Origin of the sequence: Streptomyces sp. NPDC001744, from assembly GCF_042892575.1 — a bacterium.
Classification (GTDB): Bacteria; Actinomycetota; Actinomycetes; order Streptomycetales; family Streptomycetaceae; genus Streptomyces.
Genome location: NZ_JBIAUG010000005.1, coordinates 257,190 through 282,135, shown reverse-complemented (window position 1 = coordinate 282,135; position 24,946 = coordinate 257,190). Strand labels below are relative to the sequence as shown.

Annotated in this window: 26 protein-coding genes; 17 read left to right on the top strand and 9 right to left on the bottom strand. The window is 73.1% G+C overall.

The annotated features are described in order from the left end of the window. The first annotated feature begins 23 nt into the window (after nucleotides 1–23). The 4 genes from ACFYZY_RS09230 (at nucleotide 24) to ACFYZY_RS09215 (ending at nucleotide 4,319) form a co-directional block, all read left to right on the top strand. Complete coding sequence (locus ACFYZY_RS09230; protein ID WP_388691236.1) at nucleotides 24–890, top strand: alpha/beta hydrolase family protein; 867 nt, start codon at nucleotides 24–26, stop codon at nucleotides 888–890. 118 nt (nucleotides 891–1,008) lie between these two features. After that, complete coding sequence (locus ACFYZY_RS09225) at nucleotides 1,009–2,331, top strand: sensor histidine kinase (RefSeq protein WP_388691233.1); 1,323 nt, start codon at nucleotides 1,009–1,011, stop codon at nucleotides 2,329–2,331. Beyond that, nucleotides 2,328–2,993 (top strand): response regulator, encoded by a 666-nt coding sequence (locus tag ACFYZY_RS09220; protein WP_388691230.1) that lies wholly within the window; start codon nucleotides 2,328–2,330, stop codon nucleotides 2,991–2,993. The genes ACFYZY_RS09225 and ACFYZY_RS09220 overlap by 4 nt, the downstream gene beginning before the upstream one ends. A gap of 129 nt (nucleotides 2,994–3,122) precedes the next feature. After that, the gene (locus ACFYZY_RS09215) at nucleotides 3,123–4,319 is read left to right on the top strand and encodes a cytochrome P450 (protein ID WP_388691228.1); all 1,197 of its coding nucleotides are present in this window, start codon (nucleotides 3,123–3,125) and stop codon (nucleotides 4,317–4,319) included. A gap of 85 nt (nucleotides 4,320–4,404) precedes the next feature. Here ACFYZY_RS09215 and ACFYZY_RS09210 read toward each other — a convergent pair whose 3' ends face one another. Further along, complete coding sequence (locus tag ACFYZY_RS09210; RefSeq protein WP_388691225.1) at nucleotides 4,405–5,202, bottom strand: diacylglycerol kinase; 798 nt, start codon at nucleotides 5,200–5,202, stop codon at nucleotides 4,405–4,407. Between the two features lie 143 nt (nucleotides 5,203–5,345). Between ACFYZY_RS09210 and ACFYZY_RS09205 the strand changes: the two genes are divergently transcribed. Then, a complete protein-coding gene (locus tag ACFYZY_RS09205) occupies nucleotides 5,346–6,629 on the top strand; it encodes an adenylosuccinate synthase (RefSeq protein WP_388691222.1) in 1,284 nt (427 codons plus the stop codon). A gap of 129 nt (nucleotides 6,630–6,758) precedes the next feature. Here the strand turns inward: ACFYZY_RS09205 and ACFYZY_RS09200 are convergent, their stop codons facing one another. Then, nucleotides 6,759–8,633 carry a serine/threonine-protein kinase gene (locus tag ACFYZY_RS09200; RefSeq protein WP_388691219.1) on the bottom strand — a complete coding sequence of 625 codons (1,875 nt, stop codon included), beginning with the start codon at nucleotides 8,631–8,633 and terminating at the stop codon, nucleotides 6,759–6,761. Between the two features lie 66 nt (nucleotides 8,634–8,699). After that, nucleotides 8,700–10,250: a PstS family phosphate ABC transporter substrate-binding protein gene (locus ACFYZY_RS09195; protein ID WP_388691216.1), complete on the bottom strand. Its 1,551-nt coding sequence runs from the start codon at nucleotides 10,248–10,250 to the stop codon at nucleotides 8,700–8,702. A gap of 342 nt (nucleotides 10,251–10,592) precedes the next feature. Here ACFYZY_RS09195 and ACFYZY_RS09190 point away from each other — a divergent pair, with 342 nt between their 5' ends. Then, nucleotides 10,593–11,534 carry an NADP-dependent oxidoreductase gene (locus ACFYZY_RS09190; RefSeq protein WP_388691213.1) on the top strand — a complete coding sequence of 314 codons (942 nt, stop codon included), beginning with the start codon at nucleotides 10,593–10,595 and terminating at the stop codon, nucleotides 11,532–11,534. 88 nt (nucleotides 11,535–11,622) lie between these two features. Here the strand turns inward: ACFYZY_RS09190 and ACFYZY_RS09185 are convergent, their stop codons facing one another. Beyond that, on the bottom strand, nucleotides 11,623–12,045 hold the full coding sequence (locus tag ACFYZY_RS09185) for a winged helix-turn-helix transcriptional regulator (protein ID WP_388691211.1): 423 nt from the start codon (nucleotides 12,043–12,045) through the stop codon (nucleotides 11,623–11,625). Nucleotides 12,046–12,133: 88 nt separating this feature from the next. On the opposite strand from ACFYZY_RS09185, the gene ACFYZY_RS09180 reads away from it, so the two are divergent. The 3 genes from ACFYZY_RS09180 (at nucleotide 12,134) to ACFYZY_RS09170 (ending at nucleotide 14,640) form a co-directional block, all read left to right on the top strand. Next, a complete protein-coding gene (locus ACFYZY_RS09180; protein ID WP_388691208.1) occupies nucleotides 12,134–12,955 on the top strand; it encodes an NAD(P)H-binding protein in 822 nt (273 codons plus the stop codon). Between the two features lie 26 nt (nucleotides 12,956–12,981). Beyond that, the gene (locus ACFYZY_RS09175; RefSeq protein WP_388691206.1) at nucleotides 12,982–13,614 is read left to right on the top strand and encodes an AAA family ATPase; all 633 of its coding nucleotides are present in this window, start codon (nucleotides 12,982–12,984) and stop codon (nucleotides 13,612–13,614) included. Nucleotides 13,615–13,746: 132 nt separating this feature from the next. Further along, nucleotides 13,747–14,640, top strand: coding sequence for a glycoside hydrolase family 19 protein (locus ACFYZY_RS09170; protein ID WP_388691203.1), 894 nt, complete (start codon nucleotides 13,747–13,749; stop codon nucleotides 14,638–14,640). A 3-nt stretch (nucleotides 14,641–14,643) separates the two neighbouring features. Here the strand turns inward: ACFYZY_RS09170 and ACFYZY_RS09165 are convergent, their stop codons facing one another. Then, the gene (locus tag ACFYZY_RS09165; protein WP_388691201.1) at nucleotides 14,644–14,883 is read right to left on the bottom strand and encodes a DUF397 domain-containing protein; all 240 of its coding nucleotides are present in this window, start codon (nucleotides 14,881–14,883) and stop codon (nucleotides 14,644–14,646) included. Then, nucleotides 14,880–15,716 carry a helix-turn-helix transcriptional regulator gene (locus ACFYZY_RS09160; protein WP_388691198.1) on the bottom strand — a complete coding sequence of 279 codons (837 nt, stop codon included), beginning with the start codon at nucleotides 15,714–15,716 and terminating at the stop codon, nucleotides 14,880–14,882. Before ACFYZY_RS09160 ends, ACFYZY_RS09165 begins: the two co-directional genes overlap by 4 nt. A gap of 156 nt (nucleotides 15,717–15,872) precedes the next feature. Here ACFYZY_RS09160 and ACFYZY_RS09155 point away from each other — a divergent pair, with 156 nt between their 5' ends. Further along, complete coding sequence (locus tag ACFYZY_RS09155; RefSeq protein ID WP_388691195.1) at nucleotides 15,873–16,319, top strand: hypothetical protein; 447 nt, start codon at nucleotides 15,873–15,875, stop codon at nucleotides 16,317–16,319. On the opposite strand, the gene ACFYZY_RS09150 is transcribed toward ACFYZY_RS09155, so the two are convergent. Further along, on the bottom strand, nucleotides 16,261–16,746 hold the full coding sequence (locus ACFYZY_RS09150) for a MarR family winged helix-turn-helix transcriptional regulator (protein ID WP_388691192.1): 486 nt from the start codon (nucleotides 16,744–16,746) through the stop codon (nucleotides 16,261–16,263). The two genes, ACFYZY_RS09155 and ACFYZY_RS09150, sit on opposite strands and share 59 nt — an antisense overlap. Further along, nucleotides 16,743–17,348, bottom strand: coding sequence for a DJ-1/PfpI family protein (locus tag ACFYZY_RS09145; RefSeq protein WP_388691189.1), 606 nt, complete (start codon nucleotides 17,346–17,348; stop codon nucleotides 16,743–16,745). The genes ACFYZY_RS09150 and ACFYZY_RS09145 overlap by 4 nt, the downstream gene beginning before the upstream one ends. A 140-nt stretch (nucleotides 17,349–17,488) precedes the next feature. Between ACFYZY_RS09145 and ACFYZY_RS09140 the strand changes: the two genes are divergently transcribed. From ACFYZY_RS09140 to ACFYZY_RS09130, 3 genes are all read left to right on the top strand, one after another. Next, nucleotides 17,489–18,850: an aspartate aminotransferase family protein gene (locus tag ACFYZY_RS09140; RefSeq protein WP_388691186.1), complete on the top strand. Its 1,362-nt coding sequence runs from the start codon at nucleotides 17,489–17,491 to the stop codon at nucleotides 18,848–18,850. Between the two features lie 84 nt (nucleotides 18,851–18,934). Beyond that, the gene (locus ACFYZY_RS09135) at nucleotides 18,935–19,639 is read left to right on the top strand and encodes a GntR family transcriptional regulator (RefSeq protein ID WP_388691183.1); all 705 of its coding nucleotides are present in this window, start codon (nucleotides 18,935–18,937) and stop codon (nucleotides 19,637–19,639) included. Nucleotides 19,640–19,831: 192 nt separating this feature from the next. Next, the gene (locus ACFYZY_RS09130) at nucleotides 19,832–20,482 is read left to right on the top strand and encodes a hypothetical protein (protein WP_388691180.1); all 651 of its coding nucleotides are present in this window, start codon (nucleotides 19,832–19,834) and stop codon (nucleotides 20,480–20,482) included. 142 nt (nucleotides 20,483–20,624) lie between these two features. Here ACFYZY_RS09130 and ACFYZY_RS09125 read toward each other — a convergent pair whose 3' ends face one another. After that, nucleotides 20,625–21,329, bottom strand: a complete 705-nt coding sequence (locus ACFYZY_RS09125; protein ID WP_388691349.1) for an SLATT domain-containing protein — start codon at nucleotides 21,327–21,329, stop codon at nucleotides 20,625–20,627. 348 nt (nucleotides 21,330–21,677) lie between these two features. On the opposite strand from ACFYZY_RS09125, the gene ACFYZY_RS09120 reads away from it, so the two are divergent. From ACFYZY_RS09120 to ACFYZY_RS09105, 4 genes are all read left to right on the top strand, one after another. Further along, nucleotides 21,678–22,013, top strand: a complete 336-nt coding sequence (locus ACFYZY_RS09120; protein WP_388691177.1) for a YbaB/EbfC family nucleoid-associated protein — start codon at nucleotides 21,678–21,680, stop codon at nucleotides 22,011–22,013. 80 nt (nucleotides 22,014–22,093) lie between these two features. After that, nucleotides 22,094–22,693 (top strand): recombination mediator RecR, encoded by a 600-nt coding sequence (recR, locus tag ACFYZY_RS09115; RefSeq protein WP_388691174.1) that lies wholly within the window; start codon nucleotides 22,094–22,096, stop codon nucleotides 22,691–22,693. Nucleotides 22,694–22,737: 44 nt separating this feature from the next. Beyond that, a complete protein-coding gene (locus ACFYZY_RS09110; protein ID WP_388691171.1) occupies nucleotides 22,738–23,400 on the top strand; it encodes a DUF5063 domain-containing protein in 663 nt (220 codons plus the stop codon). 147 nt (nucleotides 23,401–23,547) lie between these two features. Beyond that, on the top strand, nucleotides 23,548–24,819 hold the full coding sequence (locus tag ACFYZY_RS09105; RefSeq protein WP_388691169.1) for an aspartate kinase: 1,272 nt from the start codon (nucleotides 23,548–23,550) through the stop codon (nucleotides 24,817–24,819). Nucleotides 24,820–24,946: the final 127 nt, after the last annotated feature.

The window sequence follows — 24,946 nt, the reverse complement described above, 5'->3', positions numbered from 1 at the left end:
TACCGGAGAGGTTGGAGCAGCCCATGGACCCCGCCGCGCGCGACGCCGCCGAAGAGGCGTCGGCCTTCTCGCACCCGGCCGTCGCCCCGGACGCCTCCGCCGCGTACGGCGACCACCCGGACCAGGTGGTCGACTTCTACGCCCCGCGCGACGGGCGCGTCCGGGCCCCGCTCGTCGTCGCCCTGCACGGCGGCGCCTGGCGGGCTCCGTACGACCGGCGGCACCTCTCCCCGTTCGCGGACTTCCTGGCCCGGCGCGGCTTCGCCGTCGCCAGCGTCGAGTACCGGCGCGGCGGCACCCTCCCCCGCCAGGGGGGTGCGGCCCCGGTCGCCGGGCGCTGGCCCGAGACCTTCGACGACGTGGCCGCCGCCCTGGACGCCGTGCCGGAACTCGCCGCCGCGCACCTGCCGGGGGCCGATCCGGGCCGGACGGTGCTCACCGGGCACTCGGCCGGCGGCCACCTCGCCCTGTGGGCCGCGGCCCGGCACGTCCTGCCCGCCGGTTCCCCCTGGCGGCTCCCGGCCCCGCCCCCGCTGCGCGGTGTCGTCGCCCTCGCCCCGATCGCCCACTTCGGGCGGGCGGTCGAGCTGGGGGTGTGCGGCGGCGCGGTCACCGAACTCCTCGGCGGACCCGGCGCGTACGAGGAGCGGGCGGCCCGCGCCGACCCCGCCCGCCTCCTCCCGACCGGGATCGCCACCACCGTCGTCCAGGGCCGTGAGGACGTCGTCGTGCCGCACGCCGTCGCCGACGCGTTCGCGGAGGCGGCCGCGGAGGCGGGCGAGACGGTCGGCCTGACGCTCCTGGAGGAGGCCGGCCACTTCCCGCTGATCGACCCGTCGGCGGACGCGTGCGCGGTGGTCGCGGAGGAGATCGCCCAGCTGGCCTGGTGACGGGACCGGCGCCGCGTCCGGGAGGCCCGGCGCCGGCGCGGGGGACTCCGTAGTACTCAGGGGGGACGGGGAAGGATCCGTACGCGGTGGGACGACCCGTTTCCCCCGCCCCCGTACCGTGATCCGCGTGACTCAGACACAGACCCCCGGGACGAGCCGCGCCCCCGAGTTCCACCTGGTACAGGTCGTCCTCGGCGGGCTGCGGCAGGAACTCTTCCACGACGCCCTCGCCTACCGGCCGATGCCTCCCGTGGAGGTCACCAGCCGGCTGGCGCGCCTCCTGCCGCGGCGGATACGGGCGCACGCGGGGTTCTTCCCGCACGCGGTCGTCGCGTTCCTCGCCGCGATCGCCTTCGCCGCGGGGTACGAGACCACCGACACCCGCTTCCCCCCGCTGACGCTGGTGATCTCCTGCGCGCCGCCCGCGCTCGTGCTGCTCACCCTGGTCCGGCCGGTCCTCGCCTTCTGGGCCTCGCTCGGTTCGGCCCCCTTCATCGGCTACCTCACCGACTACGACGCCGGCTGGCCCTGGTCGCACACGACGTTCTTCTCCCACCTGGTGGTCCTCGCCGTGGTCGCCGCCCGCACCCGGCCCCGCGCGGCGGTGTGGATGTGGCTGGTGACGGGGGCCTTCAGCCTCTTCACCGGGATGTTCCTCGGCACGGGGAACGACTCCGAGGCCGTCGCGATGATCTTCGTCTCGGCCCTGGTCCTGCTCACCGTCACCGTCTTCCAGGTCCGCCGCGAGGCCGACCGCGAGGTCACCGCTCAGCAGACCGTCACCGAGCGGGAGCGGTCGAAGCGGACCCTCCTGGAGGAGCGCACCACCATCGCCCGCGAGCTGCACGACGTCGTCGCCCACCACATGTCGGTGGTGGCCATCCAGGCGGAGGCCGCGCCGTACCGGGTCGAGAACCCGCCGCCGGAGCTGGAGCAGGCGTTCCTCACCATCCGCGAGAACGCGGTCGCCGCGCTGACCGAGCTGCGCCGCATCCTCGGCGTCGTCCGGGCCGAGGACTACGAGGCGCCCGACGCCCCGCAGCCGACCCTCGCCGACCTGGACGCCCTCGTCGCCAACGTGCGCGAGGCCGGGCTCGACGTGGAGAAGACGGTGACCGGCGCGGTGCGCGAGCTGCCGCAGGGCGTGGAGCTCTCCGCGTACCGGATCGTCCAGGAGGCCCTGTCGAACGTGCTGCGGCACGCGCCGGGCGCGGCGGCGAAGGTCGAGGTCAGCTATGTGCTCGGCGGCCTCGGCCTGCGCGTCGCCAACGGGCCCGCGCGCGGTCTCGTGAAGCCCTCCCCGGGCGCCGGGCACGGCATCACCGGCATGCGGGAGCGCGTGGCGATGCTGAGCGGCGAGATGACGGCGGAGGCGACCGGCGACGGCGGCTACGAAGTGACGGCCTTCGTCCCCGTGAGCCGTGAGGAGGCGGCGGAATGAGCATCAGGGTGCTGATCGTCGACGACCAGATGATGGTCCGGGAGGGCTTCTCGGTGCTGCTCGGCGCGATGCCGGACATCGAGGTCGTCGGGGAGGCCGTCAACGGCCGGGAGGCGATCGCCCAGGTCGCCGCCCTCCGCCCCGACGTGGTCCTCATGGACATCCGGATGCCCGAGCTGAACGGCATCGAGGCCACCCGGGAGATCGTCGCCGCCGACGCGGACGCGAAGGTACTGGTCCTGACCACCTTCGACCTGGACGAGTACGTGTACCAGGCGCTGCGCGCCGGGGCCTCCGGCTTCCTTCTCAAGGACGCCTCGGCCCGGCAGCTCGCGGAGGGCGTGCGGGTCGTCGCGGCCGGCGAGGCGCTGCTCGCGCCGACCGTCACCAAGCGCCTGATCACCGAGTTCGCGAAGGCACCGGGCTCCTCCCCGCGCCCGCCCGCGACGGCGAGGGTCGGGGAGCTGACCGAGCGCGAGACGGAGGTCCTCGTCCTCATCGCGCAGGGTCTGTCGAACGCCGAGATCGCGGACCACCTCGTCGTCGCGGAGTCCACGATCAAGACCCACGTGAGCCGCGTCCTGGTGAAACTGGGCCTCCGCGACCGGACGCAGGCGGCGGTCTTCGCGTACGAGGCGGGCCTGGTGCGGGCCGGAGGTTGAGGCGGGGCGGGGGCTGAGGCGGGGCCGGCCGGTACGGCTCCGGCCCGTACGGGCCCGGCCCGGCGGTCGAAATCCGGCCGGGAAGCGGTCCGGCGGCTGGAGGAAGTCGCGGGCGGGTAGCGTCCGTCCATGGACGCCACCGACACCGCGTACGACCCCTGGTCCGCCGAGTTCGTCGCGGATCCGTACCCCGCCTACGCCGAGCTGCGGGCGGCGGGCCGCGCCCACTGGTACGGACCGGCCCGCCAGTGGCTGATCCCGCGCCACGAGGACGTCTCGGCGCTCCTGCGCGACCGGCGGCTCGGCCGGACGTACACCCACCGGTTCACCCACGAGGAGTTCGGCCGGGAGGCCCCGGACCCGGCGCACGAGCCCTTCCACACGCTCAACGACCACGGGCTGCTCGACCTGGAGGGGGCCGACCACACCCGCATCCGGCGGCTCGTCTCGAAGGCGTTCACGCCGAGGACGGTGGAGGGCCTGGTCCCGACGGTGCGGCGGCTCGCCGCCGATCTGGTCGGGGGGCTGGTGGCGGAGGGCGGCGGCGACCTCCAGGCCGCGGTCGCGGAACCGCTGCCGGTGGCGGTGATCGCGGAGATGCTGGGCATCCCGGAGGAGGACGAGGAGCGGGCGCGGCTGCGGCCCTGGTCGGCGGCGATCTGCGGGATGTACGAGCTGAACCCCTCGGAGGAGACGGCCCGGCGGGCCGTCGAGGCGTCGGTGGAGTTCTCGGACTACCTGCGGGAGCTGATCGCGAGGCGCCGCGCGCACCCCGGGGACGACCTGCTCTCGGCGCTGGTCGGGGTCCCGGAGCTGACCGAGCAGGAGACGGTCTCCACCTGCGTCCTGCTCCTGAACGCGGGCCACGAGGCCACCGTGAACACCACGGTCAACGGCTGGTACACCCTCCTGCGCGAAGGGCTCCGCCCGGACCCGGGGAACCTGTCCGCGGCCGTGGAGGAACTCCTGCGCCACGACACCCCGCTCCAGCTCTTCGAACGCTGGGTCCTGGACGACATCGAGATCGGCGGAGTGACCGTCCCGCGCGGCTCGGAGGTCGCCCTCCTCTTCGGCTCGGCCAACCGCGACCCGTCCCGCTTCGGCCCCACCGCCGACGCCCTCGACCTCACCCGCGCCGACAACCCCCACGTCACCTTCGGCGCGGGCATCCACTACTGCCTGGGCGCCCCCCTGGCCCGCCTCGAACTGACGGCGGTCTTCGGCGAACTCCTCAGACAGGCCCCGGGCATGCGCCTGGTGGCGGAACCGGTGCGGAAACCGGGGTTCGTGATCAGGGGGTACGAGGAGCTGCTGGTGGAGGTGTGAGGACCGGCCCGCGCGATACGGGAGGCCGGCCGTCCCCCCGTACGGGATTCCCTTCGCGCTTCCGGCGGCGTCGTCCCCTCCGACGTCACACCCCCGGCAGCGTCAGCCCCCACGCCCCCTCCCGCACCGTCCACGTCCGCCGCCGCACCGGTCCCGTCAGACGGCCGTCCGCGCGGTAGCGGAAGTCCGGGCCCGAGACCGTGAGGGTGTGGGCGGTGGTGTGGTGGGGCGGCGCCGAGGGGGGACGGACGGTGACCTCGGCCGTGCCCGCGACCGAGCGGGCCGTCAGGCCCTCCAGGGGGGTGTCGACGTCCGAGAGGAGTATCCCGTCCGCCTCCACCCGCAGCCGGTGGGTGCGGACCGCCAGGGCCGTCGGGGCCGGCCGGACCAGGGTGCGGACGAGGGAGCGGCAGGTGTCCCAGACCGACGGGACCGCCGGGTCCGGGAGGGGCGCGGCCGGGACCAGGAGGTCCCCGAGGACGATGCCGTCGCTGTCGTCGACCAGGAGGTCCAGGCGGCGGACGGTCCCGTCCAGGGCCGCCCGCGCCGCGGCCGGCGTGGAGCGCGGCACGCCGAGCGCGTGGGCCACCTCCAGGGCCTCCGGGGACCCGATCGGGACCAGGGAGAGTGACCTCCCGGCGAGGGCGCGCTCCCGGTGCAGCAGCGCCACCGTGCGCAGCAGCGCCCGGTCGTCGCCGAGCACCACCGGGCGCCGGGAGCCCCGCCGGGCCAGGACCCGGGAGAATTCCTCCGGACCGTCCGGCAGGCAGATCTTCGCTTCCGCGCCCGCGCACAGCACATCTTTCGCGATCCGTACGGACTCGCCGTCGCTTCGGCGGGCGACCGGGTCGACGATGACCAGCAGCTGGTCGTGATCCGACACCTCGGTCCTTCCTCGGGTAGCATCTTTGTGCAAGAGCCCCTTGCGCTATTGCGCCAGGGGCTTCGTCTATTCCGGGGCACACCGGTGAGGCGGCGTACGCCCCCTGACCTTGGACATGCCCCACCCGGAAGGGGTGTACGCCTGTGCCCGCACTTGTGCTGCTCGGTGCTCAGTGGGGTGACGAGGGCAAGGGAAAGGCCACCGACCTGCTCGGTGGGTCCGTCGACTATGTAGTGCGTTACCAGGGCGGCAACAACGCCGGCCACACGGTCGTCGTGGGCGACCAGAAGTACGCGCTGCATCTTCTCCCTTCCGGAATCCTCTCGCCGGGGTGCACCCCGGTGATCGGAAACGGTGTCGTCGTCGACCCGGCGGTCCTGCTCTCCGAGCTGAGCGGACTGAACGAACGCGGCGTGGACACGTCGAAGCTCCTGATCAGCGGCAACGCCCACCTGATCACCCCGTACAACGTCACCCTCGACAAGGTGACGGAACGGTTCCTCGGCAAGCGCAAGATCGGCACCACCGGCCGGGGCATCGGCCCGACCTACGCCGACAAGATCAACCGCGTCGGCATCCGGGTCCAGGACCTGTACGACGAGTCGATCCTCACCCAGAAGGTCGAGGCGGCGCTGGAGGGCAAGAACCAGCTCCTCGCCAAGCTCTACAACCGGCGGGCCATCGACGCCGGGCAGATCGTCGAGGAGATGCTCCAGTACGCGGAGCAGATCCGGCCGTTCGTCGCGGACACCACCCTGATCCTCAACAACGCGCTGGACGAGGACAAGGTCGTGCTCTTCGAGGGCGGCCAGGGCACGCTCCTGGACGTCGACCACGGCACGTACCCCTTCGTCACCTCCTCGAACCCGACCGCGGGCGGCGCCTGCACGGGTACGGGCGTCGGCCCGACGAAGATCTCGCGGGTCATCGGCATCCTCAAGGCGTACACCACGCGCGTGGGCGCCGGCCCGTTCCCGACCGAGCTGTTCGACCAGGACGGCGAGGACCTGCGCCGCATCGGCGGCGAGCGGGGCGTCACCACCGGCCGCGACCGCCGCTGCGGCTGGTTCGACGCGGTCATCGCCCGTTACGCGACCCGCGTCAACGGCCTGACCGACTTCTTCCTCACCAAGCTCGACGTGCTCACCGGCTGGGAGCAGATCCCGGTCTGCGTCGCGTACGAGATCGACGGCAAGCGCGTCGAGGAGCTGCCGTACTCGCAGTCCGACTTCCACCACGCGAAGCCGGTCTACGAGATGCTGCCGGGCTGGTCCGAGGACATCACCAAGGCCAAGACCTTCGCCGACCTGCCGAAGAACGCGCAGGCGTACGTGAAGGCCCTGGAGGAGATGTCGGGCGCCCCGATCTCCGCCATCGGCGTCGGCCCCGGCCGCACCGAGACGATCGAGATCAACTCGTTCCTCTGACGGGGACGCGCGCGAGGACCCGCTGAAGGGCGGTCGGGGCCCGCGGACCGGAGACACCTCCGGGACGCGGGCCCCCGTGCGTGCCGGAGGAACTTCCGGCCGGCGGGCCCCCGCGTGTGCCGGAACGCGTCACGAACGCCGGTACTCGGCCGGCTCCGCGTCCGCCATCGGGTAGAGCAGGAGCATGTCCTTGCCCTTCCACGTGCCGACCGTCAGGTAGCCGGATTCGCTCTCGGCGCACTCCGAGCTCCAGCGGGCCGGGTCACGGACCTGCGGGCCGATCACCAGGAGGCCCCCCACTCCCGCGAGGACGGCCGTGGAGCCGCAGGTGACCGTCTCCGGGGTGAGGTCGCCCGACTCGTCCGTGCGCGGGAAGGAGTCGTGGAACTCGATCAGCCGGGTGCCGACCGGACCCTGGGCGATCGTCATCGTCGAGGTGTAGCGCCGCTCGACCTCCTTGTCCATCCCCGACAGGGGGACCTGCTCCCACCGGCCGAGGAAGCGGGCGGGGACGACGGCGGTGCCGGTGGGCGCCTTGCGGAAGGTGGCCCGCACGGCGCCCGAGGACCACTCCAGGACGTCGGGGGAGCGCAGGGCGAGGGTCTGGTGGGCGGCGGGGGTGCAGCGTCCGGCGGGCACGCCGGACGTCACGTCGGACTCGCCGTAGACGACCTTGTCCTCGTCGGCCGAGACGAGCCGGGAGCGGCCCGTGCACAGGCGGCTCGGGGTGACGTGCGTGTAGACGGCGTTCTTGGCGCCGGCCGGGCCCTGGCTGATCTCGATCCGGAACGTCTCCCGGGGGGAGTCCACCCCGCCCTGGAGCACGCCCTCCCAGGCGCCGAGGAAACCGGCCGGGACGACCCCGGCGGAGCGGGCGGGGGAGCTGCTCGTCACCCCCTTCCCCCGGTCCTTCCGCCCGTCGGTGCCGCTCCCGGCGGTCTGACCGGGCCGGAGGACGTACGTGACGGTGGCCGCGGCCGCCACCGCGAGGACCGCGAGGGCCGCGAGGACGACGGCCGGGGTCCGCCGCCGGGGGCGCGGGGCGGTGGCCGTGGGCCGGGGCTCCTCCCCGGTCCCGCCGGCCGCCGCTCCCGTACCGGAGCCGGGTCCCGACGCCTCCGCCTCCAGGACCCGGGCGGCGTGGCGGCCGAGGCGGGTCAGGACGTCCGCCGGGAGCCAGGGGTCGGAGACCGGCAGGGTTCCGGCGATCTCCCCGGGCGAGGGGCGGGCCGCCGGGTCCTTGGCGAGGCAGGCGCGGACCAGACCGGAGAGTTCGGGCGGGAGGCCGGTCAGGTCGGGCTCGTCGTGGGCGATGCGGAACATGGCGGCGTGGACGCCGCTGTCCGCCGGGCCGAAGGGGGCGCGGCCGGTCGCCGCGTAGGCGAGGACCGAGCCGAGGCAGAAGACGTCCGACGCGGGCGTGAGGCGTTCGCCGCGCACCTGCTCCGGGGACATGAAGCCGGGCGAGCCGACGAGGGCCCCGGTGGTGGTCAGGCCGCCGCCCTCGGTGACCGTGTCGACGGCGCGGGCGATGCCGAAGTCGATGAGCTGCGGCCCGTCGACGGTCAGCAGGACGTTGGAGGGCTTGAGGTCGCGGTGGACGAGCCCGGCGGCGTGGATGTGGCCGAGGGCGCGGGCGAGTCCGGACGCCAGGGTCCGTACGGTGCCGGTCGGCAGCGGGCCGTACTCGTCGCCCACGACGGTCCGCAGCGACGGCCCCGGTACGTAGCCGACGGCGACCCACGGGGGGTCGGCGGAGGTGTCCGAGCCGAGCAGGGGCGCCGTGCCCGTGCCGCCGACCCGCTCCAGGGCGGCGACCTCGCGGGCGAACCGGCGCCGGAACTCGTCCCGGTCGGCCAGTTCGGCGTGCACCACCTTCACGGCGACCGTCCGGCCGCCGGCCGAACGCGCCAGGAACACCCGGCCCATCCCCCCGGCCCCCAGCCGGCCGATCAGACGGAACGGGCCGATGGTGACGGGGTCTTCCGCGGTCAATGGCTCCACGCCGTCAGAGCATGCCAGACCCGTCGTCGCGCGTCTCCATGTCACCGGTCCGTCCCCGCGGGCTCCTCACTCCTCCCCGCAGGCCCGCAGCCCCTTCGGGGTCGCGCAGGGCAGGTGGCCGTGGCGGCGGACGAGGTCCTGGCCGCCGCCCCGGGTGAGGTAGGCGAGGAAGGCGGCGGCAGGGGAGTCGGCCGGCGGTTCGTCCCAGGTGTAGGCGTACTCGACCTCCCGGTACGGGTAGCCGGTCCCGCCCGGCGCGCCCGGCCCGTCCACGTCGGCGTCGCGTCCGTCGATCGCCACCCGGTGCACGCCCTCCAGGGCGCTGCCCGCGCGCAGCTCGCTGTAGCCGAGGGCGCCGGGGGTCCGGGCGACGGTGGCCAGGAGCTGCTCGGTGGAGTCGACCTCGCAGAGGGTGACCTTCGCGTCGGGGTCGGTGCGGTGGACGCAGTCGAGGGAGGAGCTGCCCGGTTCGTTCCGGCCGAGGACCCGGCGCTGGAAGACCTCCCTGGTGCCGGAGCCGGCGTTCCGGCTCACCAGGCGGATCGGCAGGTCCGGGCCGCCGAGCGCGCTCCAGTTGGTGATCCTCCCCCGGTAGATGTCCCGGAGGTGTGCCCGGCCGAGGTTGTCGACGGGCACTCCGTCGTGGACGACGAGGGTGAAGAGGGAGACGGCGACCGGGCTCTCCCGCAGCCGGGGGAAGCCGTTCGGCTTGTGCCCGTCGGAGAAGACGACCACGGAGGGCGGGTCCCCGGCCGCCTTCTCCCCGGTGAGGGCCAGTTCCCGTATCCCGGTGGTCGAGCCGCGCGCCTCCACGGTCACCCGCGCGCCCGGACAGTCCTTCTCGTACTTCTTCGCGACGTCCCGCACGACGGGGGCGAAGGCCGTCGAACCGGTGACCGTGAGGGCGCCCCGGACGCAGCCGATCGGCGGCGGGGTCTCCTCCCGGACGATGATCGCGGCGAGGGCGACGACGCACGCGGTGAGGAGGACCGTGACGGTCAGCGCGGCCCGGCTGAAGACGGGGAGCTTGTCGTCGGGGGTGATGCTGCGGTTGGGGTGGACGCGGCCCTCGGCGATGCTGCCGTCGACCGTGACGGGGCCCCCGGTGGGGCCGCCGCCGAGCAGGACGAGCAGTTTGTAGGAGGCGCCCCGGTTGAGCGGGACCTTCGGCAGCAGGATGCTGGTGGCGCCCTCCGCCGGTCCCGTCCAGTTCGCGGGGAAGTGGCTCAGGAGGCGGGGGTGGTCGGGGGCGGTGACGACGACCGCCTTCACGTGCCGGTTCCCGAACTCCACCGTGAGCCCGTGGTCGTCCCCGTCCGTGTAGTGGTCGGCGGTGACGGACACGGCCCCGTCGTTCTCGATCCTGAGCAGGACGAGGGTGGCGTCCTCCAGGTCGGGGCTGGTGTCGAAGTAACCGCGCCGCACGGCCGAGCCGGAGGCGGAACCGTCGGCTCCGGCCGTCGCGCCGTCGCCGATGTACGTGTCGAGCTGGACGCGGTAGCCGATCCGCCGCTGGCGCAGCACCCACCACTGGTACCAGGCGACGCCGATCGAGACGAGGACGCCGAGGAGCGCGGTGACCACGGCGATGAGGTTCTCGGCGGTGAACCATTCCATGCGCGTGACGGTACGGACACGCGTGCGAGCGCGGGGGATACGTCGCGGCCCGCCACCTGGAGTTCTTCCTTCCGCAAGCGGGACGGCACCGGGCTTCCGCGAGGCGGGCAGGGGCGGGTGCGGACGGGTGCGGTCCGTCGCCGGGCGGCACGGACCGTGTGGGGTCCGGGCCGCACCGGAGGCGTCGTGCGGGCGGGACGGGGGGCGTCGCGCGGGCGGGCCGGGGCCGTCGCGCGGGCGGGCCAACAGCGGTTGCCGGGGTCGGGGAGCCTGGGTGTAATGGCCACGAGGGGGCCTTCGTCCGGGGCCGCGAGGGGGCCTTCCGTCCGAGGAGCTGCACCCATGCGCGTCATCGAAGTGACCTCCTACGGAGGACCCGAGGTCCTCCGGATCGCCAACCGCCCCGAACCGAAGGCAGGGGACGTGCCCGGCCGCGTGCGCGTACGGCTCAAGGCCGCCGCCGTGCACCAGGCGGACCTGAGGATCCGGTCCGGCCGGTGGGCCGCCCTCCTGGGCGAGCTGGCCCCGCCCTTCGTCCTCGGCTTCGACTTCGCGGGCGTCCTCCTCGACGACGCGCCCGGCCTCCCCGAGGGCACCCGCGTGGCCGGTTTCGTGCCCTGGGTGACGGAGGGGACGGGCGAGGGCACCTACGCGGAGGTGATCCGCGCCGACCCGTCCTGGCTGGCGCCGGTCCCGGAGGACATGGACTTCACGACGGCCGCCTCGGTGCCGCTCTCCTCGATGGCGGCGGCCCAGGCCGTCGACCTCCTGGACCTGCCGAAGGGTTCCCCGGTGCTGGTCAGCGGGGCCGGCGGGGTGGTGGGCCGGTTCGCCGTCCAGCACGCCGCCGCCGTGGGCCTCCGGGCGATCGCCCTGGCCGACGAGGGCGACCGGCACGAACTGCGTTCCCTCGGCGCCGAGGAGCTGATCCCGCGCAGCGACCCGGCCGAGGTCGTCGCCGGAGTGCTCGGCCACGTCCCGGAGGGGGTCGCGGCCGTCCTGGACGCCGCGCTCATCGGCGCCCCGCTGCTGCCCGCCGTACGGGACGGCGGGGTCTTCGTCTCGGCCTCGGGCGAGCAGTTGCCGTCCGCCGACCGGGACATCACCGTCACCGCGATCCGGCCGCGCCCGGACGCCCCGCGCCTGAAGCAGATGCTGGAGAGCGTCGCCGCCCGCGAACTGGCCACCCGCACGGCGGACGTCCTCCCCCTCACCTCCGCCGCCGAGGCCCACCGCCGCGCGGAGGCGGGACACCGGCCGGGACGGATCGTGCTGCTGGTCTGAGGAGGACCGACCTGGCCGGGCCCGGTCCGCTCCGCCTCGCTCCTGTCCCGTCCCACCCCGGTCCGAGCCGCGACGGCGGCCGCCCGTGTCAGTGGATGTCGTGGCCGGGGTGGGCCAGGTCGTACGCGTGCCGTGCCTCGGCGATGACGCCACGGTGCGCGAGGGACCAGTCGGCGAGCGCCTTGACCAGGTGGGTCAGGCCCGCCCCGGTCTCGGTCAGGCGGTAGTCGACCTGGGCCGGGACGGTCGGGTACACGGTGCGCAGCACGAGGCCGTCGCGTTCGAGCCTGCGCACGGTGAGGGTGAGCATGCGCTGGGAGATGCCTTCGACGGCGCGCTGGAGTTCGCGGAAGCGACGCGGCCCGCCGGCGAGTTCGACGACCACGAGCACGGACCACTTGTCCCCGATGCGGTCCAGGACGTCGCGGATGCCGCAGTCGGGGTGGTCCTCGCGTCCGCACGGGTCGAGGTCGGCGGGGGTGGTGGTTACCCCGGTGTGCGTGAGTGACATCGGAATGCCTTCTTGTGGGCGGTGGGCGCGCGGTCGAGGATCAAGCGTAGTTACTGATGAGAACCACTGCGGAAGACTGCGATTGATCATGATTCTGGTGACCGGAGCGAACGGGAATCTCGGCTCGACCACTCTTGCGGCCCTGCGGGCCCGTGGGGCCGCCGCGACGGGCGGCAGCCGCACGCCGGACGAGGGGATGCGGCGCCTCGACTTCGACGACCGCGCGAGCCTCGACCTCACCGGCGTGTCCACCCTGGTGCTCGTCTCCGCCGGCTACGCCGAGGACGACCGGGTCGTCGCCCGGCACGCGGCGGTCCTGGACGCCGCCGTCCGCGACGGCGTCGGCCACGTCGTCTACACGAGCCTGACCACCGCCGGCGATCACCTCGGTTTCGCCCTGGCGCACCGTGCGACCGAGCGCCTGGTGCGGGCGAGCGGGCTGCCGTGGACGATCCTGCGCAACGGCCTGTACGCCGAACTCTTCGGCGGTCTGCTGATGTGGGGCCGCGACGGTGTGGAGTCCGCGTTCGGGGACGGCGCCCTGGCCGCGGTGCGGCGGGAGGACCTGGCCGAGGCCGCGGCGGCGGTGGCGTCGCGTCCCGCGCCTCATCGCGGGCGCGTCTACGACCTCGTCGGCACGCCGATCACGGCGGCGCAGGTGGCCGGCGAACTCGGCGTCGCGCACCATCCCATCAGCCTCGGCGAGTACCGGCGCCGGCTCCTCGACGAGACGGCGGGGCTGCTGCCGTTCCAGCCGCCGATGCTCGCCTCGATGGCCACGGGCGTTCGGCACGGCTTCCTGGACGGAACCACACCCGACCTCACCGGTCTTCTCGGCCGGGCAGCCCGTGACCCGCTGGCCACGGCCGTCGAGGCCGCTGCCGCCGCCAGGCCGAAGGTGGGTGTTTGACGGCGGCGACACCCTGGGGTCGGACCATGCTGATCTGGCTCAACGGACCCTTCGGCGGGGGCAAGACGCAGACCGCGTACGAGCTGCGGCGGCGGCTTCCGGGCAGTGTCGTCTGCGATCCCGAGCACCTGGGCTTCGGCCTGCACCGCATGATGCCTCCGGAGCTCCGCGGCGACTTCCAGGATCTCCCGGCCTGGCGGCGCGGCGTCCACGACGTGCTGGACCTGGTCCTCCGGAAGCATCCGGGCACGGTGATCGTGCCGATGACGGTCGTGGAGCCGGAGTACTTCGCCGAGACCGTCGGCCGCCTGCGCGAACAGGGACACGACGTACGGCACTTCGCGCTCCTCGCCGAGCGCGGGACGGTGCTGCGCCGGTTGCGCGAGCGCGGCTTCGGCCGCGTGGTGCGGTACGTCGCGGGGAAGGACGCCCCGCTGCGGCGGGAGAGCTTCGCCGTGTCCCGGCTCGACCTGTGCCTGGAGCGCCTGAGCGGCGCGGAGTTCGCGGAGCACGTCCGTACCGACCACCTGTCGGTCCCGCAGGTGGCGGACCGCGTCGCCGCCTCGGCCGGGTTGCGCCTCGCGCCCGGCGCCGACGGCCCGCTCCGGGGGCGGCTGCGCCGTGCGGCGGTCGGGGTCCGGCACATCCGGTTCGACTGAGCCGCCCCGCACCGGAGGGACGGACGGCTTCCCGACGCAAGGGCGCGATTCCTGGTCCAGACCTTGACAGGTCCAGACCAACCGCGCTTCGCTGGCCCTTCCCGTACCCGGCCCCACCCGGAAGGACGAGCGATGCCCCGCACGTTGCTCACGCTGTTCGCCGCACTCTGTACGGCCCTCGGCCTGGCCGTACTCCTCCCCGCCGCCTCCGCCGGAGCGGCCCCCGCCTGCGCGGCCGCCTGGAGCCCCGCCACGGTCTACACCGGCGGCAAGACCGCCTCGTACAACGGGCACAACTGGTACGCGAAGTGGTGGACCCAGAACGAGACGCCCGGCGGTGCCTCCGGCGTCTGGCGCGACGAGGGCGTCTGCGGCACGGGCGGCGGAGGTGACGGCGGCCAGAACACCGGATTCGTCGTCTCCGAGGCCCAGTTCAACCAGATGTTCCCGAACAGGAACCCGTTCTACACGTACGCCGGTCTGGTCAACGCCCTCAAGTCGTACCCCGCCTTCGCCACCACCGGCAGCGACACGGTGAAGAAGCAGGAGGCCGCGGCCTTCCTCGCCAACGTCTCCCACGAGACCGCCGGGCTCTACTACATCGTCGAGCAGAACACGGCCAACTACCCCCACTACTGCGACGCCGGCAAGCCCTACGGCTGCCCCGCCGGCCAGGCCGCCTACTACGGCCGCGGCCCCATCCAGCTCTCCTGGAACTACAACTACAAGGCCGCCGGTGACGCCCTCGGCATCGACCTCCTGAACAACCCCTGGCGCGTCGAGCAGGACCCGGCCGTCGCCATGGCCACCGGCCTCTGGTACTGGAACACCCAGAACGGCCCCGGCACCATGACCCCGCACAACGCCATGGTCAACGGCGTGGGCTTCGGCGAGACGATCCGCTCGATCAACGGCACCCTGGAGTGCAACGGCGGCAACCCGGCCCAGGTGCAGAGCCGGGTCACCAAGTACCAGCAGTTCACCCAGATCCTGGGCGTCCCGACCGGCGCGAACCTGTACTGCTGACGCTCAGCTCTGCCACGCGACGAAGGCGGACCAGACGGCGGGCTCCACGGCGAACGTGGGCCCGCCGTCGTGCTGCTTGGAGTCGCGCAGGTGGACGGCGTGGGGGCAGGCGGCGACCTCGACGCAGTTGCCGCCGTTGTCATTGCTGTACGAGGACTTGCGCCAGTCGAAGGCGACCTCGACGCAGTCGCCGCCGTTGGAGTTGCTGTGGCTGGACTTGAACCAGTGCAGGGTCTTGCTCATGTTCCCTCTCCCGCCAACCGCTCGATGAGGCCCAGTGAGGCACGAGGGTCCAGGGCCTGTGCCCGGATCTTCGCATAACGCTGGGCGTACGTACTCACCTTCACGGGATCGGTGAGTAGCACGCTTTCGTCCTGGATCTCCAGGTAGACGATCCGGGCGTGCTCGTCGGTCTCGACCAGGTTCATCATGCCTTGGTCACCCGCATTCTCCCCGCTCAGGCCCACGTTCAGGGGCAGGATCTGAAGCGTGACGTTCTTGCGCCGCGCGCACTCCGCCAAGTGGCGGTACTGCTCCCGCATGGCCTCCTCGCTTCCGTATTTCCGCAGCAGCGCCGCCTCGTCCAGGAACAGTTCGATCAACCACTGTGGTTCCTTGTCGAAGATCGCCTTGCGGTCCATCCGGGCCTTGACGAGTTCCTCGACCCGTTCCTCTGTGGATGTCGGATACCCGCCAGCGATCTGCGCCCGCGCGTACGACTCCGTCTGGAACAGCCCTTGGATGTTGGGGGTCGAGTACAGGCACAAGCTCCGTGCCGTCTGCTCGATCTGCGCGTAGTCACGGAAGAGTTCCGGCAGCTTCTCCAGCCGTACGAGCGGGCGCAGTTCCTCGAAGATGCCCGTCCCCTCCCCGAGCACCGCCTCCAGCCGCACCAGCATGCCGTCGCTCACCGGCTGGGCCAGGGTCTCCATGGCGCTGATCGCCGCTCCCGTGTATCCCATCATCGAACCCAGTTGCGGTTGGGTGAGTCCCTTCCGTACCCGCATTTTCTTCGCCACCGCCGCGACCGTCCGCGCCGCCGGACCCGCCGTTTCCTTGTTCTCCGCCCGCGCCATCGTGTTCCCCAATCGAGTTCAACCGGACTCAACCGGTCTCAACTGATCCCCGCCGAATTCAACTACCCACAGGGCGAGTTGGCGCAGGTCAAGCGATTGCCGACGCACCCTCAGCAGTCCTGGAAAACGCTAGCGCCGACGCGGGAGCATGTCCCCGTGAACGAAGAGAACCGGGAAGTAAACGCGGGCTGGATTCCGGTTTCCGGATTTCAGCTCCGTAAGGCGGGCGTGCAATTCGACGCCGTTCGGGTCGACGGCGACGACGGGCGCAGGCTCGCCGACTGGATGGAGGAGCTCACGGACGGCGATCCGGGGCCGGTGGTCATCGAGGCGAACGGACGGCGCGGGGTGTACTTCCTGGTGCCGCCGGGGTCCACCTCGCACAAGTCGTGGCCGCGCGGCGTGACCCGGTTCAACTCCGGGCCGGCCCACGTGAGCTACGTGCCGGTGCCCGCCCTGACCGGCCGGACCTGGCCGCTCGCGTGGCGGTGCCCCCCGACCGGGCCCGACCGGTTCGTGCACCCGCTGCTCCTGCGGAGCGCCGTCACGGAGCTGCTGGAGCGGCGTCCGCTGCTCCCGGCTCAAACCCCTCCAGAGCCGTGAGGGCCCGGGAGAGGCGCTCCAGGACCCTCACGGTCTCCTCGAAGGCTTCCGGGCCGCCCAGTTCGCGCTGGAGCAGGGCGGCGAACTCCGCGTGGCCCGGGTCGATGCGGCGGACCGCCGCCCGGCCCGCGTCGGTGGGGGCGAGGAGCTTGGCGCGGCGGTGGGCCGGGTTCGGCTCGTAGGACGCGAGGCCCTCCCGTACGAGGAGGTCAGCCACCCGCTGGACGCTCTGGCGGGTGATGCCCATGACGCGGGCGATCCCGGCGACCGGCAGGGGCCCGGGGAGGACGGCGCCGAGGACCTGCCACCAGGCGGCGGTCAGGGCCGCCGGTTCGGCCAGCTTCTCCGAGACGGCGAGGAACTGGCCGTTCAGGCGGAAGACGCCCAGGGCCGTACGGGACAGGGCGTCCCGCTCCTCGCGGCTCATCCGTTCAGTTCGGCGAAGGCCGCCGGGTCCGAGTCGTGGAAGAGGCGGAACCAGGCGTCCCGCTTCCCCTCGTACGCCCCGAGCCGGGCGAAGATCTCGCGGGCGAAGGCGACCGGCTCGGTCGGGCCCGCCGTGATGAGGTCGCCGTCCCGCACCGCGTCCGCCTCGACGTAGTGCCCGGCGCCCCCGTAACCGGTGGCGGCCAGGTAGAAGGAGGCCGCGCTCGTGTGGCGGCGGTCGTCGAGCAGGCCCTCGCGGGCCAGCCCCGCCGTGGCGCCGCAGATCGCGGCGACCGGCACCCCGGCGTCGAGGAAGGCGCGGGCCTTCGCGGAGAACGGGGCCAGCTCGTCGCCCTCGTCGTACGTCTCGGCCCCCGGCAGGATCAGCAGGGCGCTGTCCTCGGGGCGCAGGTCGTCGAGCGTGAGGTCGGGGACGATCCGGATTCCGGCGAGCGTGGTGACGGGCTCTCCGGCGACCGGGCCGACGGTCCGGACGGTGTGGCCCGCGCGGGCGAGCCAGGCCGTGGCGTGGCCGGTCTCCCAGTCCGCGAGGGTGTCGTAGACGGCGAGGTGGACGGTCGTGGTGTCGCTCCCGTGTGTCATGACAGCAACCTGTCATTTCGACAGGGTGCTGTCAATGGGAAAGGCCGGGGTGGCGGAGAACAACGTGTCGCGTCCCTCCCGTCCCCGGTGGACAGGATGGCCATGGTCCCCCTCGCCCGCGCGTCCGTACCCTCGGGCGCATGACCCCTCACGCCGCACCCGACCCGCAGGCCGGTGCCGCCGTCAAGGCCGCCGACCGCGCGCACGTGTTCCACTCCTGGTCCGCCCAGGGACTGATCGACCCGCTCGCCGTCGCCGGCGCCGGGGGCTCGTACTTCTGGGACTACGACGGCAACCGTTACCTCGACTTCACCAGCGGCCTCGTCTTCACCAACATCGGCTACCAGCACCCCCGGGTCGTCGCCGCGATCCAGGAGCAGGCCGGGAAGCTCGCCACCTTCGCGCCCGCCTTCGCCGTGGACGTCCGCTCCGAGGCCGCACGCCTCATCGCCGAGCGCACCCCCGGCGACCTGGACAAGATCTTCTTCACCAACGGCGGCGCCGAGGCCGTCGAGAACGCCGTCCGCATGGCCCGGCTGCACACCGGCCGCACCAAGGTGCTCTCCGCCTACCGCTCGTACCACGGCGCCACCTCCACCGCCATCAACCTGACCGGCGACCCGCGCCGCTGGCCCTCCGACACCGCCTCCGCCGGCGTCGTGCGCTTCTGGGCGCCCTTCCTCTACCGCTCGCCCTTCCACGCCACCACCGAGGCGGAGGAGTGCGCGCGGGCCCTCCAGCACCTGGAGGACACGATCGCCTTCGAGGGCCCGGCGACGATCGCCGCGATCGTCCTGGAGACGATCCCCGGCACCGCCGGGATCATGACCCCGCCGCCCGGCTACCTCCCCGGCGTGCGCGAGATCTGCGACCGGTACGGCATCGTCTTCGTCCTCGACGAGGTCATGGCCGGATTCGGCCGCACCGGCGCGTGGTTCGCCGCCGACCACTTCGGCGTCGTGCCCGACCTGATGACCTTCGCCAAGGGCGTGAACTCCGGCTACGTGCCGCTCGGCGGCGTCGCCATCAGCGCCGAGATCGCCGCCACCTTCGACAAGCGCCCCTACCCCGGCGGCCTCACCTACTCCGGCCATCCGCTGGCCTGTGCCGCCGCCGTCGCCACCCTCCGGGTGATGGAGGAGGAGAAGGTCGTGGAGCACGCCGCGCACATCGGCGAGACCGTCCTCGGCCCCGGTCTGCGCGAACTGGCCGAACGCCACCCCTCCGTCGGCGAGGTGCGCGGCACCGGCGTCTTCTGGGCGCTCGACCTGGTGAAGAACAAGGAGACGCGCGAGCCGCTCGTCCCGTACAACGCCGCCGGCGAGGCCAACGCGCCCATGGCCGCCTTCGCCGCCGCCGCGAAGAAGCACGGCCTGTGGCCCTTCGTGAACATGAACCGCACCCACGCCGTCCCCGCCTGCAACGTCTCCGAGGCGGAGGCCCGGGAGGGACTGGCGGCCCTGGACGCGGCCCTCTCGGTGGCCGACGAGCACACCGTCTGACCGGGTACCGCCCCGCCGCGTACCGGAGAGGTCTCCTCCGTCTGGACTAGGGTGTCCGCAGCCGGACGGAGGGGACCGACCACCATGCCCGCGAGCGGAGCCGTCACCCGCAGCACCCTGCGCCAGCAGATCGCGGACGCGCTGCGTGACGAAGTGCTCGCGGGCCGTCTCCAGGCCGGGCGGGAGTTCACGGTCAAGCAGATCGCGGAGCAGTACGGAGTCTCGGCCACGCCCGTGCGGGAGGCCCTCGTGGACCTCTGCGCGCAGGGGCTCCTCGACTCCGACCAGCACCGCGGCTTCCGCGTCCACGCGTACTCGGTGGACGACTACCGGCGGATGGTCGAGGCCCGGATGCTCGTGGTCGAGGGCGTCCTCCGCCGCCGCGCCGGCCCGCCACCGCCCCGCACGGGCCCGGAACCCGCCCCCGGCATCGGGGTCGCGCTCGTCTCCGTGCGGCGCCGGGGCGAGGCGGCCGCGCGCGCGGCCCGCGCCGGTGACCTGGACGTCCTCGTCGGGTACGACATCCGCTACTGGCGCGAGCTGGGGCACCTGATCGCCGCCAACGACCACCTCGTGGACTTCCTGCACCGGCTCCGCGTCCAGGCGTGGGCCTTCTCCGTGCCGTACCTGCGCTCCGAGCGGGACCTCCTGGGGTGGCTGTGGAGCGGCCACGTGGACCTGGTCGACGCGGTGACGCGCGGCGACGCGGAAGGTGCCGCTGAGGTCGTACGGGCGTACGACGCGCACGCGCTGGAGTGGGCGGACCGGCTGGAGCGGCGGTCCGGATGACGGCTCCCCGCACGGCGGGCCGGGACCCGCGCGGGTTGAGGCCCCGCCTCCGGGGGCAGATCCCCGGGCAGGTGCCCGGAGGGCGGGCCCCGCCCTCCGCGCCCCACCACCCCGGCCGTCCCCGCGACGGCCGTCCCCCGACCACCGTCCCTGCAACCGCCGTCCCCGTGACTGACGGAGAGCGAGTCTCCCTTGGCCTGTGACCTGTGGCTGGTCCCCCTCGTCGACGTGCTGTGCCACAGCCCCGACAACCCCTTCGCCGAAGAGATAGCCGCCTACGACGCCGTCCTCAGCGCCTCCGGCCTGCCGACCGTGCCGGTCTACGCGTACATGCCGGGACTCTCCGGCGACGTGGCCCCGGTCGCCGGCTTCGACTACGAGGCCCTGCACTTCCTGCGCCGCGCCTACCTGCTCCAGGTGTGCGGCCTGCCCGTCGAACCGGTCGGGGAGCTGGGCGGGGACTACGAACAGCTCCTGGAGATGTTCGAGACGACCGCCCAGCAGTCGCACCTGGTGTGGCACTACGACTACGCGGGCGCGTACGTGCCGGTGGACTTCCCGGTGCCGCTCGCCAGCGACGAGCTCCTGGAGGGCGGCGGGCCGCTCGGCTCCTCGTACGGGCTGCTGCGGGAGCTGCAGTTCGTGGCGCCCTCGATCGGCATCGACCCGATGAACCCGCCCCCGGCCCCGCTGCCCCCGGAGCGGCCGACCACCCTGGAGGAGCCGGCCGGGACCGTCCCGTACGACGACGGCCCCTTCGCCCGGGAGCGGCACGTGTGGCTGGGGCTGCACGCGGCGGCGACCCGGAGCCTGGCCCAGGGGTCGATGATCATCCTGAGCTGATCCCGGCCGCGTCCCCGGCCCCCGGTTCCGGCTTCCGGCCCTCGGCCCCCGGCCCCCGGCCTTCCGGGTCTTTCCGGATCCTTCGGGCCCCGGGCGGGGCCCGGCGGACCGGGGCGGGTCCCGGGCGGACCCCGCCCGGCCCCTACCGGGCCTCCGGGGGCCGCTGGCGCGGCATGTTCGGCCGGGTCACCGGCGGCATCGGGAAGCGCCCCGCCGGGTGGACGGGCTCCGTGCGGGGCGGCGTCACGCCCACCGACTGGAGGGCGAGCGGGGCCGGGCCCGAACGGAACTCGACCATCCAGTCGGCGGTCTCCGCCCGCACCAGCTCCGTCACGTCCTCCGAGAAGCGCCGCAGCACGCCGAGGCAGCGCTCGGCCGCCTCGCTCGCGGTGCCCTCCGTGGGTCCCAGGACCTCCCGGACGCTCTCCGAGGCCCAGTCGAACTGGAGGGCCTGGAGCCGCCGCTGCACCGCCTGCGCCGTCGCCACGTCCCGCATCCAGCCGGACGTCAGCCCGAAGTACCGGTCGCAGGCGATGCAGGCCGCGCCCAGCAGCAGCGAGAGGTACCCCCAGCCGGCGGTGCCCGCCACCGCCCCGGTCAGGTCGAGCAGGGGCAGGGCGGCGCCCGCGATCACGCCGGCGGCCGTGCCGGTCCGCAGGATCCGGGCGGCGCGGCGCTTCCGGACGCGGTCGGTCAGGTACCACTCGGCGGTGCGGAGGGCTTGCGCCTCCATCCAGCGGTACAGCTCGTCGAGCCGTTCGGCCGGCTCGCCCCAGTCGCCCAGGGGGAAGGGCTTGCCGGTCAGGTCGCGCTGGACGTCTTCCCCGGGACGCCCCGGCGGCTGCATCTCCGGCTGCTGGCTCACCGGGGGACTCCTCTGTTCAGCTCAGCGCCTCTGGTTTCGTCCCGGCGCTCGTGTCGCTCGTGTCGCTCATGTCACTCGTGTCCTGCTGTGCCGTGCGGTGCACGTGGTGCCCGCCCTTCCTACCGCCGAATGGTGGGCGACGGGCGCGGAATCCCAGGATTTCCGCCCGCAAGGAGGCGTTGATCAGGTAGGGGAGCCCCAGCTCTCTCACCCGAAAGAGTGGTGGAGGCGGGGCGGCCGGGGAACACGTAGGCTCGGCGTACCGACCTATGCGGACGACGCGGACGTGACCGTGCGGACGCGACGACGCACCGACCCTCAGGAGTGACCGTGATTCCCGGTGGTGGCCAGCCCAACATGCAGCAGCTTCTCCAGCAGGCCCAGAAGATGCAGCAGGATCTCGCCCGCGCCCAGGAGGAGCTGGCCGCCACCGAGGTCGAGGGCCAGGCGGGCGGCGGTCTGGTCAGGGCGACCGTCACCGGCTCCGGCGACCTGCGCGGCCTGGTGATCGACCCCAAGGCGGTCGACCCGGAGGACACCGAGACGCTGGCCGACCTGATCGTCGCCGCCGTGCAGGCCGCCAACGACAACGCGCAGCAGATCCAGCAGGCCAAGCTCGGCCCGCTGGCGCAGGGCATGGGCGGCATGCCGGGCCTGGGCTTCTGAGCCCCGGCACCCGGCGGGCTTACCAAGGCCCGCCCCTGCCACTACCGTAAGAATCAAGCACCGCCGAGAAGGGCGTTCCGTTGTACGAAGGCGTGGTTCAGGACCTCATCGACGAACTGGGCAGGCTGCCCGGCGTCGGTCCCAAGAGCGCGCAGCGGATCGCCTTCCACGTCCTCCAGGCCGAGCCGACGGACGTCCGCCGGCTCGCGCACGCCCTCCTGGAGGTCAAGGAGAAGGTCAGGTTCTGCGCCGTCTGCGGCAACGTGGCGCAGCAGGAGCAGTGCAACATCTGCCGGGACGCCCGCCGCGACCTGACCGTCATCTGCGTGGTCGAGGAGCCGAAGGACGTCGTGGCGATCGAGCGGACGCGCGAGTTCCGCGGCCGCTACCACGTCCTCGGCGGGGCGATCAGTCCCATCGAGGGCGTCGGCCCGGACGACCTGCGCATCCGCGAGCTGCTGGCGCGGCTCGCGGACGGCACGGTCACCGAGCTGATCCTCGCGACCGACCCGAACCTGGAGGGCGAGGCCACCGCGACGTACCTGGCGCGGATGCTCAAGCCCATGGGCCTGAGGGTGACCCGGCTCGCGAGCGGGCTTCCGGTCGGCGGCGACCTGGAGTACGCGGACGAGGTGACGCTCGGCCGCGCCTTCGAGGGGCGCAGGCTGCTGGATGTATGACGACGAACCAGCCCACGCGTGGGTGCTCCGAGGAAGGCGGCTCGATGTCTGACCCCACACTGCACTCCGTCGCGCAGGACCCGGACGACTTCGCGGTCCAGATCGCCGACTCCGTCGAGAGCTTCATCGTCGCGACCACCGAGGTCGCCAGGGGCGACGAACCGGACAGCGCGGTGCCCTTCCTGCTCCTGGAGGTCTCCCAGCTCCTCCTGGCGGGCGGCCGGCTCGGCGCGCACGAGGACATCCTCCCGGAGGAGCAGTACGAGACGGACATCGGCCCGGAGCCGGACGTGGACGACCTGCGCGAGCGGTTCGCCGCCCTCCTGGACCCGGTCGACGTCTTCTCGGAGGTCTTCGACCCGTACGAGCCCCGCAAGGCGCCGATCCCGGCCCGGATCTCGGACAACCTGGCCGACATCGTCGCCGACCTGCGCCACGGCCTGGCCCACTACCGGGCGGGCCGGACCAGCGAGGCCCTGTGGTGGTGGCAGTTCTCGTACTTCTCCAACTGGGGACCCACCGCCTCCGCCACCCTCCGCGCCCTCCAGTCCCTCGTCGCCCACGTCCGCCTCGACCAGCCGCTGGCAGCCCTGGACGGCCTCGACACGGACGAGGACCTGACCGAGGACGACCTCGCGGAGGAGGCGGGCCGGGTGATGATCCAGGAGATCGCGGGGCCGCTGGGGCTGAAGTCGCTGCGGAGCTGAGGGCCGCCCGACGGGGCCTTTCGCACGGGTGATCACGTACTGGGCGCCTTGTCTCAGCATGCGATACCTCGTAGGCGTTTTCGAGTCCCTCGATAGACTGAGCCGATCGCAGCACCGGCTGCGGCACAGACCGAGCGAGGAGCGCACGTGGGCCTTGTCGTGCAGAAGTACGGAGGCTCCTCCGTTGCCGATGCCGAAGGCATCAAGCGCGTCGCCAAGCGGATCGTGGACGCCAAGAAGAACGGCCACCAGGTGGTCGTCGTGGTTTCCGCGATGGGCGACACGACGGACGAGCTGATCGATCTCGCCGAGCAGGTATCCCCGATCCCTGCCGGGCGCGAGTTCGACATGCTGCTGACCGCCGGAGAGCGGATCGCCATGGCCCTGCTGGCCATGGCGATCAAAAACCTGGGGCACGAGGCCCAGTCGTTCACCGGCAGCCAGGCCGGTGTCATCACCGACTCGGTCCACAACAAGGCGCGCATCATCGATGTCACGCCGGGCCGCATCCGCACCGCCCTCGACGAGGGCAACATCGCCATCGTCGCCGGCTTCCAGGGCGTGTCCCAGGACAAGAAGGACATCACCACCCTGGGCCGCGGCGGCTCCGACACCACGGCCGTGGCGCTCGCCGCCGCGCTCGACGCCGAGGTCTGCGAGATCTACACCGACGTCGACGGCGTGTTCACCGCCGACCCGCGCGTGGTGAAGAAGGCGAAGAAGATCGACTGGATCTCCTTCGAGGACATGCTGGAGCTCGCCGCCTCCGGCTCCAAGGTGCTGCTGCACCGCTGCGTCGAGTACGCGCGTCGCTACAACATCCCGATCCACGTCCGTTCGTCCTTCTCGGGACTCCGGGGCACATGGGTCAGCAACGAACCGCAAGGAGCCCAGAAGGTGGAGCAGGCCATCATCTCGGGTGTCGCCCACGACACCTCCGAGGCGAAGATCACCGTCGTCGGCGTGCCGGACAAGCCGGGCGAGGCCGCGGCCATCTTCCGGGCCGTCGCGGACGCCGAGATCAACATCGACATGATCGTGCAGAACGTGTCCGCCGCCGCCACCGGCCTCACCGACATCTCCTTCACCCTCCCCAAGGCCGAGGGCCACAAGGCCATCGACGCCCTGGAGAAGGCGAAGGGCTCGATCGGCTTCGACTCGCTGCGCTACGACGACCAGATCGGCAAGATCTCCCTGGTCGGCGCCGGCATGAAGACCAACCCGGGCGTCACCGCGGACTTCTTCCGCGCGCTCTCCGACGCGGGCGTGAACATCGAGCTGATCTCGACCTCCGAGATCCGCATCTCGGTCGTCACCCGCGCCGACGACGTCAACGAGGCCGTGCGCGCCGTGCACACCGCCTTCGGCCTGGACAGCGACTCGGACGAGGCCGTCGTCTACGGGGGCACCGGGCGGTGACCCGGAAGCCGGGGGGGGGGGGGGGGGGGGGGGGGGGGCCGGCGCCGCGCGCGCGGGGGGGGGGGGGGGGGGGGGGGGGCCCGCCGCGGGGGGGGGGGGGCCGGGGGGGGGGGGGGCCGGGGCGCGG

Excerpts from the sequence above, each read along its gene's own strand:
- ACFYZY_RS09215 (WP_388691228.1), top strand. The coding sequence starts at position 3,123 with ATGGACGCCACCGACACCGCGTACGACCCCTGGTCCGCCGAGTTCGTC.
- ACFYZY_RS09230 (WP_388691236.1), top strand. The coding sequence starts at position 24 with ATGGACCCCGCCGCGCGCGACGCCGCCGAAGAGGCGTCGGCCTTCTCG.
- ACFYZY_RS09165 (WP_388691201.1), bottom strand. The coding sequence starts at position 14,883 with ATGAGCAAGACCCTGCACTGGTTCAAGTCCAGCCACAGCAACTCCAAC.
- ACFYZY_RS09145 (WP_388691189.1), bottom strand. The coding sequence starts at position 17,348 with ATGACACACGGGAGCGACACCACGACCGTCCACCTCGCCGTCTACGAC.
- ACFYZY_RS09140 (WP_388691186.1), top strand. The coding sequence starts at position 17,489 with ATGACCCCTCACGCCGCACCCGACCCGCAGGCCGGTGCCGCCGTCAAG.
- ACFYZY_RS09170 (WP_388691203.1), top strand. The coding sequence starts at position 13,747 with ATGCCCCGCACGTTGCTCACGCTGTTCGCCGCACTCTGTACGGCCCTC.
- ACFYZY_RS09135 (WP_388691183.1), top strand. The coding sequence starts at position 18,935 with ATGCCCGCGAGCGGAGCCGTCACCCGCAGCACCCTGCGCCAGCAGATC.
- ACFYZY_RS09180 (WP_388691208.1), top strand. The coding sequence starts at position 12,134 with ATGATTCTGGTGACCGGAGCGAACGGGAATCTCGGCTCGACCACTCTT.
- ACFYZY_RS09195 (WP_388691216.1), bottom strand. The coding sequence starts at position 10,250 with ATGGAATGGTTCACCGCCGAGAACCTCATCGCCGTGGTCACCGCGCTC.
- ACFYZY_RS09160 (WP_388691198.1), bottom strand. The coding sequence starts at position 15,716 with ATGGCGCGGGCGGAGAACAAGGAAACGGCGGGTCCGGCGGCGCGGACG.
- ACFYZY_RS09110 (WP_388691171.1), top strand. The coding sequence starts at position 22,738 with ATGTCTGACCCCACACTGCACTCCGTCGCGCAGGACCCGGACGACTTC.
- ACFYZY_RS09125 (WP_388691349.1), bottom strand. The coding sequence starts at position 21,329 with ATGCAGCCGCCGGGGCGTCCCGGGGAAGACGTCCAGCGCGACCTGACC.
- ACFYZY_RS09190 (WP_388691213.1), top strand. The coding sequence starts at position 10,593 with ATGCGCGTCATCGAAGTGACCTCCTACGGAGGACCCGAGGTCCTCCGG.
- ACFYZY_RS09175 (WP_388691206.1), top strand. The coding sequence starts at position 12,982 with ATGCTGATCTGGCTCAACGGACCCTTCGGCGGGGGCAAGACGCAGACC.
- ACFYZY_RS09150 (WP_388691192.1), bottom strand. The coding sequence starts at position 16,746 with ATGAGCCGCGAGGAGCGGGACGCCCTGTCCCGTACGGCCCTGGGCGTC.
- ACFYZY_RS09220 (WP_388691230.1), top strand. The coding sequence starts at position 2,328 with ATGAGCATCAGGGTGCTGATCGTCGACGACCAGATGATGGTCCGGGAG.
- ACFYZY_RS09185 (WP_388691211.1), bottom strand. The coding sequence starts at position 12,045 with ATGTCACTCACGCACACCGGGGTAACCACCACCCCCGCCGACCTCGAC.